16 protein-coding genes and 1 tRNA gene are annotated in these 19,682 nt (G+C 40.9%); 16 read left to right on the top strand and 1 reads right to left on the bottom strand.

Annotation, left to right across the window (positions count from 1 at the left end; translation table 11 throughout):
* Positions 1-199: 199 nt before the first annotated feature.
* The 6 genes from NC238_10585 to NC238_10560 all read left to right on the top strand — a co-directional run bounded on the left by NC238_10585 (position 200) and on the right by NC238_10560 (position 8,931).
* Positions 200-274: transfer RNA gene (locus NC238_10585), tRNA-Thr, on the top strand.
* 139 nt (positions 275-413) lie between these two features.
* Entirely contained in the window at positions 414-569 is a 156-nt protein-coding gene (locus NC238_10580) for a DNA-binding protein (GenBank protein MCM1566375.1), read from the top strand.
* A 343-nt stretch (positions 570-912) separates the two neighbouring features.
* A complete protein-coding gene (locus tag NC238_10575; GenBank protein ID MCM1566374.1) occupies positions 913-2,664 on the top strand; it encodes a DEAD/DEAH box helicase family protein in 1,752 nt (583 codons plus the stop codon).
* Between the two features lie 275 nt (positions 2,665-2,939).
* Positions 2,940-7,946 (top strand): AAA domain-containing protein, encoded by a 5,007-nt coding sequence (locus NC238_10570; protein ID MCM1566373.1) that lies wholly within the window; start codon positions 2,940-2,942, stop codon positions 7,944-7,946.
* A 13-nt stretch (positions 7,947-7,959) separates the two neighbouring features.
* A complete protein-coding gene (locus NC238_10565; protein ID MCM1566372.1) occupies positions 7,960-8,208 on the top strand; it encodes a PC4/YdbC family ssDNA-binding protein in 249 nt (82 codons plus the stop codon).
* 156 nt (positions 8,209-8,364) lie between these two features.
* Positions 8,365-8,931 (top strand): hypothetical protein, encoded by a 567-nt coding sequence (locus tag NC238_10560; protein ID MCM1566371.1) that lies wholly within the window; start codon positions 8,365-8,367, stop codon positions 8,929-8,931.
* Between the two features lie 140 nt (positions 8,932-9,071).
* Here NC238_10560 and NC238_10555 read toward each other — a convergent pair whose 3' ends face one another.
* Positions 9,072-10,121, bottom strand: coding sequence for a DUF6076 domain-containing protein (locus tag NC238_10555; protein ID MCM1566370.1), 1,050 nt, complete (start codon positions 10,119-10,121; stop codon positions 9,072-9,074).
* A 142-nt stretch (positions 10,122-10,263) separates the two neighbouring features.
* Here NC238_10555 and NC238_10550 point away from each other — a divergent pair, with 142 nt between their 5' ends.
* From NC238_10550 to NC238_10505, 10 genes are all read left to right on the top strand, one after another.
* Positions 10,264-11,340, top strand: coding sequence for a helicase RepA family protein (locus NC238_10550; protein MCM1566369.1), 1,077 nt, complete (start codon positions 10,264-10,266; stop codon positions 11,338-11,340).
* A gap of 270 nt (positions 11,341-11,610) precedes the next feature.
* Positions 11,611-12,159, top strand: coding sequence for a hypothetical protein (locus NC238_10545; GenBank protein MCM1566368.1), 549 nt, complete (start codon positions 11,611-11,613; stop codon positions 12,157-12,159).
* A 30-nt stretch (positions 12,160-12,189) separates the two neighbouring features.
* On the top strand, positions 12,190-12,393 hold the full coding sequence (locus NC238_10540; GenBank protein MCM1566367.1) for a hypothetical protein: 204 nt from the start codon (positions 12,190-12,192) through the stop codon (positions 12,391-12,393).
* Between the two features lie 34 nt (positions 12,394-12,427).
* The gene (locus NC238_10535) at positions 12,428-14,134 is read left to right on the top strand and encodes a recombinase family protein (GenBank protein ID MCM1566366.1); all 1,707 of its coding nucleotides are present in this window, start codon (positions 12,428-12,430) and stop codon (positions 14,132-14,134) included.
* Positions 14,135-14,292: 158 nt separating this feature from the next.
* A complete protein-coding gene (locus NC238_10530; GenBank protein MCM1566365.1) occupies positions 14,293-14,715 on the top strand; it encodes a hypothetical protein in 423 nt (140 codons plus the stop codon).
* Complete coding sequence (locus tag NC238_10525; GenBank protein MCM1566364.1) at positions 14,715-15,206, top strand: TIR domain-containing protein; 492 nt, start codon at positions 14,715-14,717, stop codon at positions 15,204-15,206. The genes NC238_10530 and NC238_10525 overlap by 1 nt, the downstream gene beginning before the upstream one ends.
* A gap of 10 nt (positions 15,207-15,216) precedes the next feature.
* Entirely contained in the window at positions 15,217-15,828 is a 612-nt protein-coding gene (locus NC238_10520) for a TIR domain-containing protein (protein MCM1566363.1), read from the top strand.
* A gap of 32 nt (positions 15,829-15,860) precedes the next feature.
* Positions 15,861-16,718 carry a DNA damage-inducible protein D gene (dinD, locus tag NC238_10515; protein ID MCM1566362.1) on the top strand — a complete coding sequence of 286 codons (858 nt, stop codon included), beginning with the start codon at positions 15,861-15,863 and terminating at the stop codon, positions 16,716-16,718.
* Positions 16,719-16,789: 71 nt separating this feature from the next.
* Entirely contained in the window at positions 16,790-17,722 is a 933-nt protein-coding gene (locus tag NC238_10510) for a hypothetical protein (GenBank protein ID MCM1566361.1), read from the top strand.
* 3 nt (positions 17,723-17,725) lie between these two features.
* On the top strand, positions 17,726-19,270 hold the full coding sequence (locus NC238_10505) for an AAA family ATPase (protein ID MCM1566360.1): 1,545 nt from the start codon (positions 17,726-17,728) through the stop codon (positions 19,268-19,270).
* Positions 19,271-19,682: the final 412 nt, after the last annotated feature.

Raw genomic sequence — 19,682 nt, 5'->3', positions numbered from 1 at the left:
ATTACCGAGTTTCTGATTGATATGCCTCAGAAGCCGAAACGGAACCTGAAGTAAAATATAAATGTTGATAAATGCTGGAGTGGCTCAGTCGGTAGAGCAGAGCATTCGTAATGCTCAGGTCTGTGATTGTTGATAAGGTAGGATTAATACGTTATAATAAAATGAAAATGAGGATCGGAAATCCCGCCCTTACATATATGCTGGTGTGGCTCAAAGGCAGAGCAGCGGTATCGTAAACCGCAGGTTGCGAGTTCGATTCTCGCCACCAGCTCCAGTGCAAAAAACGTGTAGTATCAATGGCTGCACGTTTTTTATTGTCCATTTGTATATCCATTAATTGGGGAAGTTCGCTTGTTTTGTTCGCTTGAGAGATGTATAATAATTTTGACATACTTTTACAGGAGTTTTTTGCCATGGATTATGTCACGTCGAAAAATAAGGCAATAGAGTGGGGTCTTACACAGCGCAGAGTTGAGGTTCTTTGCGACAAAGGCCGTATCCCTGGTGCGTATCGCCTTGGTCGTGTTGGGGCTATTCCGAAGGATTCGGAAAAACCGATAGTTATGTGAAATTCCCTGCAACACCACGTCATCGTGTCGCGGATTTTATAGGGACGGGCTCTGGAGTTTTGACTATCGAATTATTGAGCAAATTCAAAGGAGGAAAATAATGAGTAGATTACCAAAATTCTATGAAATTGAAGAAGCGACTATGTTTTTGGCAAAGTAGAATCCGAGCACTTAAGTTCCGCAGAATTTCCAGTTTATCATTGACAACGAGCCTCTGTGAACATGATTTAATGTCAAGGGCGATATGCAGCAGGCCTTTTGACATCGCCATTGAAAGGCTATCATGTTCACTACTCATTGTAAATGATACGCTTCGCTAAACTGGAAATTCTTAAGTTCCGGAATGCTCGAAAATCTAAGTTCCGAATACACGACTATATTACTTTTTGAGAAGTACAACATTTCGACACAATTATGGCATGAGGAAATTTATTCTAATAAGTGGCATAACGTAGCTAATTCAATTACTAAAAAACTTGGATATGGCGAGGTCAAAGGATTTGATTTTGTTAAGTTAGCTGTTTTCAAAGAAGGATGTAGTCTATTCAGTGGTAAAGAAAAGAGAGATTTGCGTGCTAGAATATTGAAAAAGCTCGAAGATAGTGTTATTGACGAGCTATACGAGGAATTTGGAGAGAACGGGTATAATGCGAGGGGATACAAAATTACTGAGCTTTCAGAGAAAAACTGGCATGACGGAGGCCGATGGGCAAGAAAATTTGTATCTGCGACAGGATTTCCTGAAGTGTTTGCTGGACTGTCTAGTAGAAATGAACAAACAAAAGCGGTTGAGACAATCAATCCAAAAAGTAAATTATCTGCCCTTAAGGAATATCAAGTTGATTTGAAAAACAGAATGAAGGAAACATTATGTAGAGTCGGGAATAATACAAGATGTATGGTAACTTTGCCAACTGGTGGCGGAAAGACTAGAATTGCAGTTGAAGCATTTATAGAGTGGCTGCAACCACGATTTTCAGAGAACAAATATCTGATTTGGATTGCACAAAGTGAGGAACTGTGCGAACAAGCTGTTAGTTGCATAAAGGAAATATGGTCAAATTGTGAGTTTACAGATCCTTTAAGAATTTATCGTTACTTTGGTGGGAAGCGAATACCGGCTGATGAAATTCGTTCTGGAGGTGCAGTAATTGCAAGCATTAGTCAATTACACAGGCGTATAGAATCTGGAGATGAAGCCCTTGAAGAAATTTTAAAGAATACTGGTGCAATGATTATTGATGAGGCGCATAGAGCAGTTACATATATGTATAACAATCTATTTGATGAAGCAAAGAAGCTATGTGGAGAGGAACTATTCCCAGTATGTGGGTTGACTGCTACTCCCGGTAGGAATAATATAGGCGATTTTGACACACAGTCGCTAGTAAATCAATTTGAAGCTATACTATTCAAACCGAATCTTGGCGTTGGTTATGACCCACATAACCCGTTAAAATATTTCAAAGATAATAAATATCTTGCAAAAGCACGACATGAAATAGTAAGAAACAACGTTACGATTAAATTTACTGAATCAGAAATTCAAAGATTAGAAGAAATTAGAAACAGCAATGGAAAAATTGAACTTTCGGACGAAAGCACTGTTGACAAAGGAATATTGAGAAAACTTGCGCTTGATGATGATAGGAATCAGAAACTGGTTAAGCGGCTACTTGAGATTCCTAAAGGAAGCAAAACATTAGTATATGCTTGTACAGTTGAGCATGGTGAGCATTTATCCGCTATTTTAAATTATTTAGGGAGAAAGGCGAGTGCAGTATCTTCAAAGACTGATGCAATGGAACGCAGAGGTATTATTAACGTGTTTAAAGAAGGGGATTTGGAGTTCATTTTCAATTATGGTGTTCTAACCACTGGTTTTGATGCTCCAAAAACAGATCATATAGTTTTATGTCGCCCAATTATGAGTGATGTTTTATATGAACAGATTGTTGGTAGAGGTATGAGAGGACCTGCATTTAATGGTACGGAATGGTGTACGATTATTGATTGTTGCGACACAATCGAACGAATGGGCTTACCTTTAGCGTATGAAAGATTCTCTGAATACTGGATAAATGATGATAAGTAATGATATTTTTAAGGAATCGGCCTCCTTGCCGACTTCTGGTCTCTGAGGACAGGGAACTCCACATAACAAGGCATTCACGTGCTATTAATACGGCTATAAGGGCTTTCGCTTATCTACTCGACATCAACACACCACTTCACCGGGTGGCAAGCACCACCAGGAGGAAGGGCTTCGGGGTCCGATTCAGTGGCGTCGTGAATGCGGGACGATGAACGAACTAAGGCAGCGAAAGAAACACATCGATAAATGTTATCTTATTTTGGTGAGGTGTGCTCATGAAAAACACAGAGAAAATAGTTGCTCTTTACAAATATATAGCACAACTGTGTGCGCTGAAATATCGAGTTGTTAAAGACGTTGATAAACAATATTGGACTCGTTATTTAAAAGATATTCCCGATGCGCCAGAATACATATCAATATATTACAGAGACAGAGTCGAAGAAGAAACAAGCGATGATACAGTTCTGCTGGCGGTAAAAAAGCCAGATTTTCAGCGTTGCCCTGAACCACATGACGTTATTTCAGAGTGGTTAGAACCCGGCTGGGATCACTTTTCAAATGAAGTTAAAATTAAAAACACTCTATCTCAGAATGATGAAAATTCAGATAATAAAGAATATCAATCTGAAAAATTCAGCGATTCAAAACAACGCATAAGTGTTTTTGAGTCATGGAATGCACGAAGGGATATTTGGGTTGGAAAACAACGTGTTATTGATAAGACAAGAAAATTCTTTGCACAATTGTTTGAATTATATACCGATTTGGAGCGTGAATCAGAAACACTTGAGATTATGGTCGGTAACGGAATTGTAAAAGAAGTAGGTAATAATGCCATTAACCATCCAATACTTCTCAAGCCGGTAAAGCTTCAATTTGATGCCGAAAAGAATATCATTAGCATCCATGACACGGTTACAGAACCAGAACTTTACACGTTACTTTTTCAAGAAATGCGTGAAATCAATCATGGTGCTGTAAAGCAACTTCAAGAAACCCTACGCGAGAATTATTATCACCCTTTGGATCGCAATGATTCCCCGGATTTCCTTAAAATTTTGACACACAGGCTCTGCCCAGATAGTCATTTTATTACGGATGAGCAAGATAAAATCTGTAATTCAGACAAGATTATTACAACACTAAATCCGGTATTTTTTGCTCGAAAGCGTATCGATGGGACTCTTAAAACAATTGAAGAAATCATAAAGACAATAGAAGGAACTGGTCGCGTTCCTGGACATCTTATTGATTTAGTGGATGGAGGGCTTATAGAAATCCCGGAAAATGAGAATGAGCCAACAATTGAGGAGCAACTTGCTGCCATAAGTGGTGAAAGCATTTCTATTTTACTTTCAAAGGAAGCAAATCGAGAGCAGCTTGAAATTGCCGAACGCATAGAGCATTATAATGCTGTTTTGGTACAAGGGCCTCCTGGCACAGGAAAAACTCATACTATTGCGAATTTACTCGGACATTTTCTGGCACAAGGAAAAAGTGTTTTGGTAACCAGTCATACGAAAAAAGCACTTTCTGTACTCAAAGAAAAATTACCCAATGAAATCAAAGACTTGTGTGTTTCTGTCCTGGATGACACGAATCTTGACATGGTACGTTCTATCGATGGTATCACAGAATATATGTCCAGACATACTGCAAACGAGTTGAAAAGACAAGATGAAACAGATTCACGGCAGCGTGCATCAATTATGCAACAATTAGCTGAAGTTCGCAAAAAGATTTTTACCATTAAGCACAAAGAATTTGAGCCCATTGTTTATAACGGAGACAGCTATTCCCCGGCCGAGGTCGCCGCATTTGTTAATGCCAATGCGGCTGAATTATCATACATTCCTGGGAAAGTAAAACTATCTCACCCTCTGCCCGTTACTGTTGAGCAACTCATTATGCTTTATCATAGTAATGTAGGTATAACAGAGTCAGAGGAAAAGGAATTGGCCTGTTCTATTCCAGCAATTGATGTTCTTTTATCTCCTTCATCGTTTGAAAATGACTTACTGAGCAGTGAAAAATGTAAATCAAGAATTGATGAGATTTCAAAAGAATTGAATCTTAATATTGATATTAATCTGGATAAGAAGTCCATACATAGAAATGGAGGATCTCCTGCTAATCCATTTGTCCAAAACCCCTCCGCGGAAAGACTAGAGCAGCTCTCTCATTATGTAAACTCTTTTAAAGATATAGATGGCTGGATGATTCATGCAGCTGTGGATGGAAATAAGGGAGGCGGGTATCGTCAAAGATGGGATAAGCTGATAAATGCAATTAAAGATACTGCGGCTTATGCTGATTCAATAGTTGCAGAGATGCTGGGCCGTCATTTTGAAATTATGCCGGAAGCAATATCTGTCCAATTATCATCACATTTACAAAAAATAATCGAGATTTTTCAAAAGAAAGGGAAAATTACTAAGTTTGACTTGCTTTTTAACAAGTCATTGGAAATGGTACTTACGAGCATAAAAATTAATGGTCTGCCTATTTCATCGGAAAACGATTGCAGATTGATTCAAAACTATTTAGAACTTCAAGAGAAAAGGAGTCAGACTGCTCTTCTTTGGAATGAATTGATTGCAAAGCATGATATGATTGAATTTAGTTCGCTTGATGATGAACCTGAACGTATCGGCTTGAGGATGATACCCAATATTAAGCGCTATCTTGACTGGTATCAGGAGGAATACTCAAACCTGATGCAATTTGTAAATCAAGCAGGTTTATTTGCAGATGCTATTTTTTGCGAATCAGAAATGGATTCCGAGCTAATGCGCACAGAAAAAATGCTTAATAAAGTTCAAAAGGAGTTACCCCTTTATATTGAATTTGCAAATCTCCTTATTACCTTGTGTAATATTGAGGAGAGAAAAAGGCAAATGATACAGTCATTGTCTGAAGGAAAGCGCAAGAACTCCCCAACCTGTAATTCTCTGAAAGAATCTATTACCAGTTGTAATCATGAATCATATACAAAATACTATCAACAATTATCTGAGCTGTACAATAAATATGCTCTTAAGTCATTGCGTGAAGAAATGTTGGAGCTTATAGAGCCTATAGCACCGGAATGGACTGATGAGATCAGAAACAGAGTTGGAATTCACGGTGAATTGACTTGTCCGCCATCAATTGCTGATGCATGGAAGTGGAAACAGTTTGCGGGCATTATAGACTCTATTACGGCAGAACCATTTGAAGAGCTTCAACACAAATCGGTAATGCTTTCACGTGAGTTGCAGCGAATCACAGCTAAGGTTGCTGCCAGCCGCGCATGGTATAATCTTATGCTTCGTACTGAGCGTAATTTAAGCATGAGGCAAGCATTGCAAGGATGGAAGCTAACTGTCAAGAAAATAGGCAAAGGTACAGGAAAAAACGCACCGGCACTTAGAAAACAGGCACGCGAATTGATGGTGGAATGTCAGGTTGCTGTCCCCGCATGGATTATGACGGTTAATAAAGCGATGGAGAGTCTTAATCCAGCCAACAACAACTTTGATGTCGTTATCATTGACGAGGCCAGTCAATCTGACATTTCGGCACTCTGTATCATGTACATGGCTAAAAAAGTAATCATAGTTGGGGATGACAAACAGGTCAGCCCAATGGCTGTTGGTGTAGATGTTGATAAGATGAATGCTTTGCGTGATATGCATATAAAGGACATCATTCCAGCAGCACATCTTTATGATGCTAAAACATCTCTCTATGATATTGCCGGGACTACATTCCAGCCATTGATGCTACGCGAGCATTTCAGATGCCTTCCAGATATTATAGGGTACAGTAATAAGCTATCATATGATTTTAAGATTAAACCGCTTCGAGATGCAAGCAGCACTCAAATATCGCCACCTATGGTTAACTTTAGGGTGGACGGTGGAATTCGTGAAGGAAGGCAAAAGATTAATATAAAAGAAGCCGAGACAATAGTTGCTTTATTGATGGCATGTTTGGAGCAGAAAGAATATGAATATCTGACATTTGGCGTGATTTCACTCTTAGGTAATGAGCAATCAGAAAAAATACAGCAAATTATTTTAAAAAGGATTGACCCTGTTATTATTGAACAGAGGCGTATCTTATGTGGTGATGCTTCCCATTTTCAAGGCGATGAGCGAGATGTTGTATTTCTCTCACTCGTTGACAGTAACGAGGGCGATGGTCCACTCAGTATGGCTGGAGAAGGTGCTGACCAGTCAAGGAAACAGAGATATAATGTTGCAGCCAGCCGGGCTAAGGATCAATTATGGGTCGTTCATTCTCTTGATTATTCAAGAGATTTAAAAAGTGGTGATTTACGCCGTGATTTACTCGAATATGCGGAAAATCCCAAGGCATTTATACAACTTGCCGAAAAAGTCAAAGCTAAAGCTGAGTCTCCATTTGAAGAAGCCGTAGGCAAATCGTTAGTGGCCTCTGGGTATCATTTGATTCAGCAAAAAGATGTTGGTGCTTACCGTATTGACATGGTAGTGCAGTATAAAGACAAAAGCATTGCTGTGGAATGCGATGGCGAATCTTTCCACAGTGGAGATGAAAAAGTTCGCGAGGATATGGAGCGACAAGCCATTTTGGAGAGAATTGGCTGGAAGTTTATACGTATTCGTGGAAGCGAGTATTATCGTAACCCTGAAGGAACTATGGAACGAGTCAAACTGGAGTTAACCAGAAATGGCATTCTGCCCGAAACGATATTAGAAGAGTCTGTTTCACAAGAAAAGTCTTTGTTACTCGACAATGTTAAAATCCGTGCCGCACAGATTCTTGACGAATGGCACTCGGAAAAGGGTGATGAACTCAATGAAATACGATTTGAACCTGTCATTACTCAGCCATTGAAGCAAGAAACCATGATGCCTGCAGAAAAAGAAAATCGTACCATTCAACCAGTTGGGAATGTCCCCGATTTGTCACTTGTTCAGAAACAAATTATAAAAAAATCTGAAAAACCATATGAAAAACCAACCAGTAGTACTATTCATTCTACTGCTAAGACAAACAATCAAATGAACATAAGGACTGAAAAGCTTAAGATTTCATCTAAAGGCAACTTCCTAATCAATTCCTTTAAAAATGCGGGCATCTCATATATAGATAACCGTATGCAGTCAGGCATAATATGGGTACCGCTTATTAACAGTGAAAAAATGAAAATCGAGAAAATCATTAACGAAAGTGGATTGCGTTTCAGTTTTGAAGGTCGAGGCTCAAAAGCCACGGAAAATAAGCCTGCATGGAGAATAATGGCCGATTAAGGGGGAATAACGGATGTCTGATACGAAAAGAGATTTCAAGTTTGAGATTATTAATGAACTTGGGGTTATATCTGAAGGTAGTAAGGGTTGGCGTAAAGAGTTTAACAGGATTAGTTGGAGTGGCGGAGAACCCAAATATGATATTCGCGATTGGAGCTCTGATCATGAAAAAATGGGCAAGGGCATTACATTAAGTGAGAATGAATTACGAAAATTAAAGGAATTAATCGATGCAGAAATTGCTTTTTTAGAAGGGAAATAGAAGTGTAACTTATTCTGCTAAAACTCCTTTAATGAAAAAGCATTAAAATAATAGCTATCTCCAGAAAGCTGTGGTATGTTGTGGCTGACGAGGAGATGGTCTATATGAAAAAGCAAATCATCACTAGAATAGCCATTATCGCCTGTGCCGCATTGTGTGCCGCTGTGTGGTCACGGAAGCGCCGAGGTCGAGGATTTACCCGCTGAGCCGATAAAAACTGCAGTAACCGCCGAAATCGAGGCTCGGCCAGAGAAAATACCGAAATTTCTGCTCTCTACCGATAACCCTTATCCTGAAGTAGAAGCTGTCGCAGAAAATGAACCGCCGAAAACTGAGATAACGTCAGAAGAAAAAACAGAACCAGCATCGCCAGCAAAACCGACACTTCACGCTGTATCAATATCCGCGCCAGCCACCACCGAACTCAAGCCTGGGACGATAGCTGTTATTGATGACGTCAAATCAATGTGGATACCCGGTTTCGGCTGGGTCAAGGATGAAGGCAGCGGGAGCGTCTGCATCACCGTTGATGGTGAAGGCGATATCAATATGCAGGTCGGGATTATGGGCGGTGACAAATCAACACCGTGTGAAAAAACCGCTTCTCCCGCTGAGCAGCCGAAGCCGGCAGGCGACATCATTTACATCGAGTTTCAGCCGGCACCAACCAAAGTCAGCACACCTCCGCCATATAAACCCGGCGAAGTCCCACCAAATCTATAACCAATAACAAAGGAGCGTATTGAGTCTATCACACACAGACCAAATGCGCTCCTTCTTTCTGTTCGTTCCGCATGGTTTTGAAGCTGACAGTTCATAAATGTTCATCTTCGGCAGATATAGTACGCTGTGAGCGAACCATGTCACATTTTATTGTAAACCTCCTTAAGCTCCGAATCGGTGATCATTCCGGCTTCAGCTTTGTCCTTATATTCCAAAGCCAGTGCAACGGCAACGTTCCATTCGTCGTCTGAGAGCTTACCCCTTGCGTGTCGGGTCTTAAGCCGGTTATATACCTTGTTATACTCTTGGCGCGCAGGTGTTTTTCCTTCCTTACGCGCTTCCTTTTTATGAGCTCCTACCTTTCGGCAGGTCTTCTCTGTTTCGCCGGGCGCGATGTTATTACAGTAGCAGGTATCATAGCCTTTATTCAGGAGAAAGAATCGCCCGCAATTATGACAGCGGCGCGGAGCGTTCCCCACAATAAGACCCCGGTAGAAATCCGTATATAGAAAATGTGAAAGATAAGAAAACTTCGCTTCCTCCGCCAGCATAATCTTCCCTTTTCCTGTCGGAAGCCGTAAAGGAATAAACCTGACTTTTACAGGAAAATCCTGCTCAAACGGCATATCCCCGAATAATAATGCCCCTGCATCGACCATGTCCTGGTAGTATCTTGCATAAGCTTCTGCGTAGGCCTCGCTGTTGCGACGTGTCAGATTTTCAAAATAGAGTTCCAACATTCCTGCTACCTGTCCTCTGAAGTTACAGATGCTTTCTGCAAAGTACTCCATCTTATCAAGAAACTCCATAAACATTTTGTTTCCATCGGAACCATTTTGAAACTCTCCCCCCCATTTCTGTTTGTATTCAAGCAGCATAGGGAATAGATTACGCGAGGTGTTTATATCTAAAGTAAGATCTCGATAAAAGGGCAATATAAATATTACATCCCAGATGGCGTTCAGTTTTTCCTGCACGGGAATAATAGCTCCGCTATTTTTATGTTTAAAGAGACCACGCATTTCTTTCGAGAATTCACTGACACGTTTATCAATCTCAGTCAGAATTTGTTCGTCCAAATTCAAAAAGTCTGTTGTCATCTGTCCTAGCGGAAAGCTTGCTCCTTTGCCAAGCATAACATTCCCTTCCCAAAACAAGACTGAAAACTGGTCATAAGCATTTGCCTTCATGGTAAACCTCCTTGTATCCGATGGATTTTCACAATGTACCTGACATCGTTCTATCCTCTTGTGCATGAAAATCTTTTCTGTTATTTTGATTGTATCCGATAACAAATTTATAGTCAATCGGTAACACAGAAAGGAGGTCACTATGTCGCAAAATAAACTTATCACAATGGATGCAGGGACTCTTCTCACCACTCCGCTTCCGCCGACAAGGTTCATCGCAAGCGAGTTAATTCCCCAGGGGCTTCACATCCTTGCGGGAGCGCCGAAGATCGGAAAGTCATGGCTGGCACTACAAATATGCCTGCGGGTAGCGTTGGGTGAGTCCCTGTGGAGCTTTCCGGTCACCAGCGGTACTGTACTCTATCTTTGTCTTGAGGACAGCTTCACGCGGATACAAACCCGGCTGTTCGACATCACGGATGAAGCGCCGGAGAATCTTCACTTCGCTACTATGTCGGAGGTTATCGGTGAAGGCTTGGAAAATCAGATTGAGGATTTTCTGAATGCCCATACCAACACAGTGTTAATCGTTATCGACACGCTCCAGAGAATAAGAAGGGTCAGTGCGGACTCTAACCCCTACGCCAGCGACTACCGCGATATCACTATTCTTAAACATCTGGCGGACAAGCACCGGATTGCTATCTTGCTTATCCATCACCTGCGCAAGATGAACGATGACGATCCTATGAACATGATTTCCGGCACAACTGGAATCAGCGGCGCCACTGACTCCAACTTTGTCCTTAAAAAGGACAAGCGCAACGGGAACTCTGCCACTCTCTTCTGTGTGGGACGGGATATCGAATACCGTGAGCTGCAGCTTGAATTTGATAAGGCAACACATATCTGGTGTCTGGTATCTGATAGCATTACCGACGATCCACAGCCAAGCGACGAAATCATTATTCATCTTTCTGACGTTATGGAGCCCCTTCTCACCTTCTCAGGAACGGCTACGGAATTGGCCAGCGTGGTTGAGAAAGTGTGCGGAGCAGCCATACGACCAAACGTTCTTATCAAGAAGATGCTACGCAACCAAGCGGGACTTGCTGAGCGCGGTATCACATTCGAAATGAAGCGCACACATGACAGAAAAGAAATTAGTCTCCGCTATGAATGCGTCGATTGCGTCGGCAATGACGGCAAAACAGATACAGCATCAGTATCAAATTTATCGACGCAACCGTCGCAGCCGACGCAGAAGGATGAAATGTAACCATGTTGGCTAACTTTTTATACCGCATGCATTATATCAGAGAAAAGTGTGCCATCTTGGCTCATCTTTCCGTTCGGGGATTGTATCGGTGTGAATCCAGCCAGCGGACAGAACTGATAATCTGCAGCGACATAAAAATCGCCAGATTGAGGGTGAACCATAGGGTCGAAAACCATGCAGGTTAAAGGCGCGTGGTCGATGGCGGTACCCCGCGCCGGAAACACCGCCCCGCAATGCGGGTCGGGGACGGTACCTTTTAGGTGCCGGTAATTGCCGTTTGGTACCTGCAAAGGTGTCGGTGAAAATGAGGAATCCAGAAAAGTCCGCAGTATTACGGCATTCAGCCTGGGGTTGCAGGTGCACGTTAAGCGGTACCTCCCTCAAAAACCAAACAGGAAGGAGAAAACCATGTTAGAACAAAGAATCAAGACAGGGCTGGCCATAACGCAGAAACATCTGTCTCTCTGTGATGAAAATCTCCGGAAAGCGGAGGTCAGTTCCCGCAATGCTTTCGTCGAAAAAGCTATCGAATACTACGCCGGATACTTAAATGCAGAGCAGAGTTCAAGGTATTTTGAAAGCGCATTTGCTAGCAAAGCACAGCAAAAGGTTGAGCAAATTGGGAAATCTCTTGGCACGGGACAGTTCAAAATTGCCGTCGAGCTGGCGCTGATTTCACACATTTTAGCGTCTCAAGCCAAGATATCGGGAGAAGATTTCCGGCGTCTTCGTGATAAATGCGAGTATGACATCAGGCATTTGGAAGGTGTCCAGAAGTTTGAAGATGCATATAAATTTCAGCACAGCGAGGACGTGTAGCTGTCAATATTTATGACAAGGAGGCTCACTATGCCATTTTTATTCAAAGGAGATTTCAGGGTCAACAGCACGATTATAGGCGGGGTTCAGTATGTCACCTTCAGCTTTTTCGATGGGGAAAAGCTCATTTTTGACAAGGTTGGCGACCTTATACAGCAGTCCTTTCGGGCAACCGAAGCCGGTAAAATTCCGAACGAAAAATCGGAGAATTGTATAGCTATTGAAACGGATTGATGGTATTGTGTGTTGCTGAAAGAGAGGTGTTTTGATGGAAAAAGAAATAGCGGCAATCTACTGCAGGCTCAGCCAGGATGATGGAGATCTCGGCGAAAGCGGCAGCATCCAGACCCAGAAATCCATACTCACACGGTACTGCAAGGACAACCATATAGCCATCGGCGATATATATTCTGACGATGGCTATACCGGACAGAACTTCAACCGCCCGGATTTCAGGCGCATGATGGACGACATCGAGGCGGGGAAAATCAATGTGGTCATTGTCAATGACCTGGGCCGTTTCGGCAGGGAGTATGCCGAAATGGGGCTCATCATCGAGCATTATTTTGAAGAAAAAGATGTTCGTTTCATCTCGCTGTATGACCGGGTGGACACGGCAAAAAGCAAGGACAACCTCATAATGGCGTTCACGAATGTTATGAACTCATTCTACGCAAGGCAGGCTGGCTCCAAAACAAAAGCGGCTCACAGGGCGAGGGCGCTGGATGGAATGTACCTTGCCGGACATGCCCTCTTCGGGTATATGAAAGACCCCAATGACCGGCATAAGCTCATTATCGACCCGCCCGCGGCGGATGTTGTGAGAGAGGTTTTTCAGCTGTTCGCTGACGGCGTCGGCTATGTGCGCATGACGAAAATCCTGCGGGAACGCAAAATCCTAAATCCCATGGCCTACTTCAATCAGAATAATCCCGACTACTTCAAGAGCGATTACTGGCGTAAGCCCTTCGACTGGCACGCCACTTCCGTGCGGTCTATCCTGATGAATCAGGCCTACATAGGGAATGTGGTGTTCGGAAAAACGAAAGTAAAAGGTCTCTTTGACAAGAAAAGAATCCCTGCCCCGCAGGAAGAATGGATCATAGTTGAGAACATGCACGAGCCCATTATATCGAGAGATCTATGGGATACAGTTCAGCAGCTGATGAAAAGCCGCAGGCGGGAAAACAGCAAAGGTGAGGTTCAGATGTTCGCAGGGCTGGTCAAATGCTCGAAGTGCGGCTCCTCCCTTAACGTCAACTTCGATAAGAAGAAGGGTAAGTACACCGGCTTTTCCTGCTGGGTATATAAGAACTACGGTAAGGATCGCTGCACGTCTCACGCCATTGGGTGGAAGACTATGGGGCAACTCGTGCTGGAGGATATCCGCCGGAATGCGAAAGCGGCGAAACTGGCGACGCCCAAATACAAGGAAATGCTCATCGCCGTCAAGACCGAAAAAAAGAAGCAGGAAACCGAAAAATGCAAGCGTGAGCTCAAGACCGTGGACAAAAGAATCGCTGAATTGGACAAGATTCTGAACAAGCTCTACGAGGACTTGGCGCTCGAAAAAGTCACCGAGGAACGCTACCAAACCATGTCCAAAGGCTATGAAGCAGAGCAGTCTGGCTTGAAAGAGCGGCGGAATAAGCTGACGGAGATCATCACACGGGCGGAATCGGTATATGAAAATATCGAAAAATTCCTGCCGCTGATACAGAAATACACCGACATCACCGAGCTTAATACGCACATCCTCAACGAGTTGATACAGAAAATCGTCGTCTATGAAAAGACAGATAACCCTGACGGCAACAAGAGCCAGCGGGTGGACATCCATTATAAATTCATCGGTTATGTGGAGATGAAGGAGATGTTCGGCCTGCCGATGGTCATGGCGATGGCGAAGGATGTGGAGATTGACGATGCGCTGGTGGCCGAAGCAAAAGAACTGGCGAAAGATCTTGCCGGATGAATACCGATTGCGAGCAGAGGAATATTTTGGTATAATAAGTCTAAATAGCAGAACCTTCAGACGATTTTAAACCCATCGAATTCGAGGGGTTTAAAATCTTGGACTACTTAAATTACTTCCCTGCGAGGTAATTTATTTGCATTAAGGGGGACAGAGATATGAAAGAAGGCAAAGTCGAATATCTATGCATGGTGCAGGAAGCAATCTCGAGAATGTCCACAACCTCTGGAATCCTAAAAGGATTTTCCGCTACTGTAATAACAGGCATTGCAGCCATTTCGTTTACAGAGGTTAATAAGTGGGTTCTTCTTTTGTCTGTATTTCCTGTCGTTTCTTTCTTTGCACTTGATGTTTATTACTTAAAATTGGAGCGTAAATTCAGATATTTGTTTGATCTCATTCGTGCCGATAAAAAAGACATTGATTTTTCAATGGACACTCGAATTGGCAAGGACAAGGTTAAAGAAGCAAGAGTGAAAGCCCTTGATTGTCTGCAATCACCCAGCATATGGCTATTTTATCCTCCGGCAGTCGTAGTGATTGCAATAATAGTGATTATGAAATTTAGGGGGTGTGTTTGATGGCGAGAAGGGTGTTCTTCAGTTTTCATTACGAAAAAGATATCAACAGGGCTATGGTTGTTCGGAATAGCTGGGTAGTACAAGGAACAAAAGAAGCCAATTTCATTGATAAGGCAGCCTTTGAAGCTGTCAAACGACAGGGAGATCAAGCGGTACATAATTGGATTGACAAACAGCTTGAAGGTACCTCGGTCACCGTTGTTTTAATTGGTGCCGAAACATTGAACCGCCCGTTTGTACAATATGAAATATGTCAGAGCCTTCAGCGAGGAAATGGGGTTATAGGCGTCCATATTAATGGAATCAGGGATATGGTTCAAGGTATATCTTCTCTGAAAGGTAATGTGCATACGATTATTGGATATTACAATAACGGCTCACCCGCATATTTTGATGCCATTGCTGATGGCATTTACGATTACTCTTCTGGTAATGGCTATCAGAATTTAGGAAACTGGATAGAATCTGCTGCCCGTAAGCATAACAAGTGAGGTGGTTATAATGGCGCATAAAACATTTATATCCTATAAGTACAGCGAAGCTCAAACGCTGAGAGATGATATTATCACTGCCCTGGGCGATGACGCCACTTACTACAAAGGGGAAACGAGTGATTCTCCTGATTTGACCGATACTAAAACGGAAAACATCAGAAAAAATCTCGCCGACATGATGTACGATACCTCTGTTACCATCGTTATTATTTCTCCGAACATCAAAAAAAGTAAATGGATTGATTGGGAGATTGAATACTGCTTAAAGAACTATACTCGCAAGGGGCGGACATCTCAGACGAACGGCGTTGTCGGTGTCATTATGAAACAAAACGGCGGATATAGCTGGTTCAAAAATACTCATACTAATGACGATGGCTGCCAATCATCTTCCTATGAAGCGTCAAAGGTTTATGATATTATCAACAATAACAGGTTCAACCAAAATCCGCAAAAATATCACTGTCCTACCTGTAAAACCTTTGATGCCTTGACCGGATCGTATATTTCTTATGTGGAAGAAGAAACTTTTCTGGCTAACCCCCAGAAATACATAGATAATGCTTATGATAAAAGTGAAAATAGTGCATCGGGATATGATATAACGAAATCAAGATAATCTCCCTTAAGGAGCGGCACGGAGGATGAAAAATGTCAAATTTAAACGCTGAAGAATACAAATCATTTGAAGGAATAAAGCATACCCGTGAAAACGGAATCGAATTTTGGAACGCTCGCGAACTTGCTAAAGTCTTAGATTATACTGAATGGCGCAATTTTCAGAAGGTTGTTGACCGAGCCATACTCGCCTGTAAAAACAGTGGTTTCAACGTGTTGGATCATTTTGTTGAGGTCAACAAAATGATAGAAATAGGCAAAGGCGGAAAAAGAAAAACAACGGATTTTGAACTCACAAGGTATGCCTGTTACTTAATTGTTCAAAACGGCGATCCGAGAAAAGAAATTATCGCATTGGGTCAAACCTATTTCGCTATACAGACGCGGCGTCAGGAAGTCCAGGATGCTTTTAATCAGCTTGACGAAAACAACAAGCGGTTAGTTGTTCGCGGCAATATAAAACAATGGAATCAGCTCCTTGCTGAAGCGGCACACAATGCCGGAGTTATTACCGATGAGGAATTTGCAATCTTCCAGAATGCCGGATACATGGGGCTTTATGGCGGCATGACGGTCTCCGATATTCATACAAGAAAAGGCTTGAAGAAAAACGATAAAATCCTTGATTATATGGGTAGCACAGAGCTGATTGCTAATCTGTTCAGAATTTCGCAGACCGAAGAAAAGCTGAAGCGGGATGAGGTTTCTACGCTGGAAGCCGCAAATAATACCCATTACGAGGTCGGTGAAAAAATCCGTAAAGCCATTATTGAAATGGGGGCTACCCTTCCAGAAGACCTGCCTGTTCCGGAGAAAAACATTCATACTATTGAGCGCGAGGAAATTCGCAAGCTTAGAAATTCAAAAAAGAAACTAATGCTGGATGAATAAACCCGTCGATTTCGACGGGTTTAAATGGTAGTTGCATTCTACATATACTTTTTAAACAGGGGGTTGCAGTTTTGGAGCATAAGAAATCGACAGATTTTAATATCTATTATTTAAATTTCTCAAAAGTTTATGAAATTGCCATGATGATAAACAACGTTATTCTTACTAAAATCGAAAAAGATCATAGTAAAAGTTTTGAGGAGCAATATGGCTTTACATCGTCAATATCAGCCCAAGGAACGAAAACATTTCTTGATGGAATAAAAGCTTCAATATCTTCAGATGCGAGAGAAACATCGTTTTCTTCTTCGAAGGTTATAGAAACATTAGATGTGAAAACGACTAAATCCATATTGCTCCGAAGAGTAATTGAACGATGCGCAAATGTTAAAAACTTTGAGGAGTTAAGTGAAGGTGACCTTGTTAAGATTGATAATGTCAAGCTTGAATTGTTAGATGAAGAAAGCCTGCGACAGTTTTTAATTCTCAGACGAGATGCTTTAAAAGGGGTTAGGGTTGAAGGCATGGAGATCAATAATCTTATTAGCTCCATGCTGCAAGATTACGCCTACATACTTAAGGGTTCTGTAGCCGACAGTAAAAAAGATTCTGCTATTACTGAAATTATTATTAAAATACCTCTTGAAATACAAACGGAGTTTGAAAACAAATATAATATAGACGATTTACTTATTGGCCATGTCTCGGTTGTTGGAATGTTCAAAGGAATTGTAAAAGAAGAATTTATATCATCGAATACGTTTACTTATCTTCAGGAAATAGGTATTCGTCAGTCGGCGAACAATGCTTCCAAAATTATTAAGAGTTCCACGCCACCAGTTTCAATTGAAGGGAAAGCAACACAAAAACAAGACGAGTATCATTTCATTGATACTTTAGCAATTATACAGGACGTTGCTTTTAAATTAGAGGAACTGAAAACGACTAAATTGCATTGGTGGAACAAGATTGGCATTTGGCTTAGTAATTTGAAAAGGGGTTGAAGAATGTCTCTTTATACTTTGTATACATATAAAGACATAAATGAGTTCCGTAAGATACAGAAAGAATTTGAAGTTTATCCATTTATTTTTGCGGAGACAAAAGAGCTGTTAGAATCTGAACCCGATTCAGTTATTGATATTTCTGCTTTAATATATTATCTAAGAGTTAACAAAGAAAATTGTTATCCTGCGCGATTAAACTTTAGGGAGATGACGGAAGAAACCAAGATAATCCTTGAAGAATCACTTGCAGCTGATGCTGTGTTTTTCTTTCCGGATTTGTTCTCGTCGTATGAGCCATTCTATAAAAACAATGATGCTTCGAATGATATAGAGAAATCCGCAATTGCAATGCTACTTACTCGTCAACCGATATATGTATATTATAATACAACCGATTTGACAAAAATCATTGAATATGCTAACGTTCGCAATATTCCTTTAGCCACTTTTTCCCGTGCATCTGGTGACTTAAAATCGGAACTCGAAAAATTTAATAAGTCCGCAGAGGTGGCAATAGTAGATTTAACATCTGTTTCCCATGCAATTGAAGATAATAAAAATCTTATTTATGCTCTCGAAATGTTTATAAATCAATTTCAGAATTTAAAAGTAATATCTTTGGCAGCTCAAATAGATACCATACTGAGATATTTCCCTTTATATTTCTCTGGACAAGAACCCATCAAAAAATTGCTTCCTGACCTTGAGGGTATATCTGAGGTTGAAGGTCGTGTGGAAAAAGAGATAGTTAAATTAACTACTCTATCAAAATCTGAAACTGATGAATTTATTAGAAAATTTAACCATAACCTAATTGGACATTCACATTTCAAAGAAAAATTTAAGTATTACTTAAAGAATTTTATTGAGTTGAATAAAGCGAAGGAGCAAAAGGTATTATCTTTATTCTTATTAGGTGCTTCAGGGATTGGTAAAACAGAGGTAGCTCGTTTACTTGCTAACGGATTACAACAAGACAGTTATTTAGCTAAGATTAACTTTCAGAATTATAGCAGCCAAGATGCACTGAACAGTTTAATAGGTAGTCCGGCGGGTTATATCGGATGCGAACATGGAGAACTAAGCGATAAGGTGAAAAAGAGTAATGTTGGAGTTATTTTATGCGACGAATTTGAGAAAACTACAAGACCAGTCTTTTCATTCTTTCTTGAATTGCTTGAAGAGGGGAAATTCACCGATTCAATGGCCAGAGAATATGAATTGGATGGTTATGTAATAGTCTTTACATCCAATCTGCAGAATGAAGCTGAATATAAGAAAATTATTCCACCAGAGCTGCAAACAAGATTTGACTTGGTCTGTGAATTTGAAGAACCAACGTATGGTGAGAAAACTCAATTTTTGGAGTTACTGCTTGAGCAAGCACAATCTAAATTTACTGATCAGTTTTCAAAGATAGAGATGACAGCTACTGAAAAAACCCAGCTATTCAATTTCAATTACTCAAATATAAAAGCTTTGCGTGATATAAAAAAGGCTTTCAATCTACGATTGATGGACTTCTTTAATTCAAAAGGCATTTGAAATTTGCACTACCTTACGAACAACCGCCGGTCGTGGGTTCGAGTCCCATCTCCAGCTCCATATGAAGAAAACCTTGAAAAATCAAGGTTTTTGTGTTTTTTACATCATACCGTAACGAAACTAGATATCCGCAATAAAATTATTTCAAAAAGATAAAAGGAAGAACATATAGTTCTTCCTTCACTTTTTGTATCAATGTGTTTTAAAAATGTGTAAAAACTCTTAATGTGTAATGTTTCATATTTTTCTTGTTTGTATTTATATTATATCCGAATTATAATATATTAGTCAATAGAATATTATTATGTGTGTTTAGTAGTAGCTAAATAATGCTTATCCAATCTATATCAGGCCGCACTATTCTTCTAGAATTCATGTATGCCCAATCTAATGGCAAAACTGTTTTTCCAAT

Source organism: Dehalobacter sp., assembly GCA_023667845.1.
Taxonomy (GTDB): Bacteria; Bacillota; Desulfitobacteriia; order Desulfitobacteriales; family Syntrophobotulaceae; genus Dehalobacter.
This window is presented reverse-complemented; position numbering and strand designations above follow the sequence as displayed.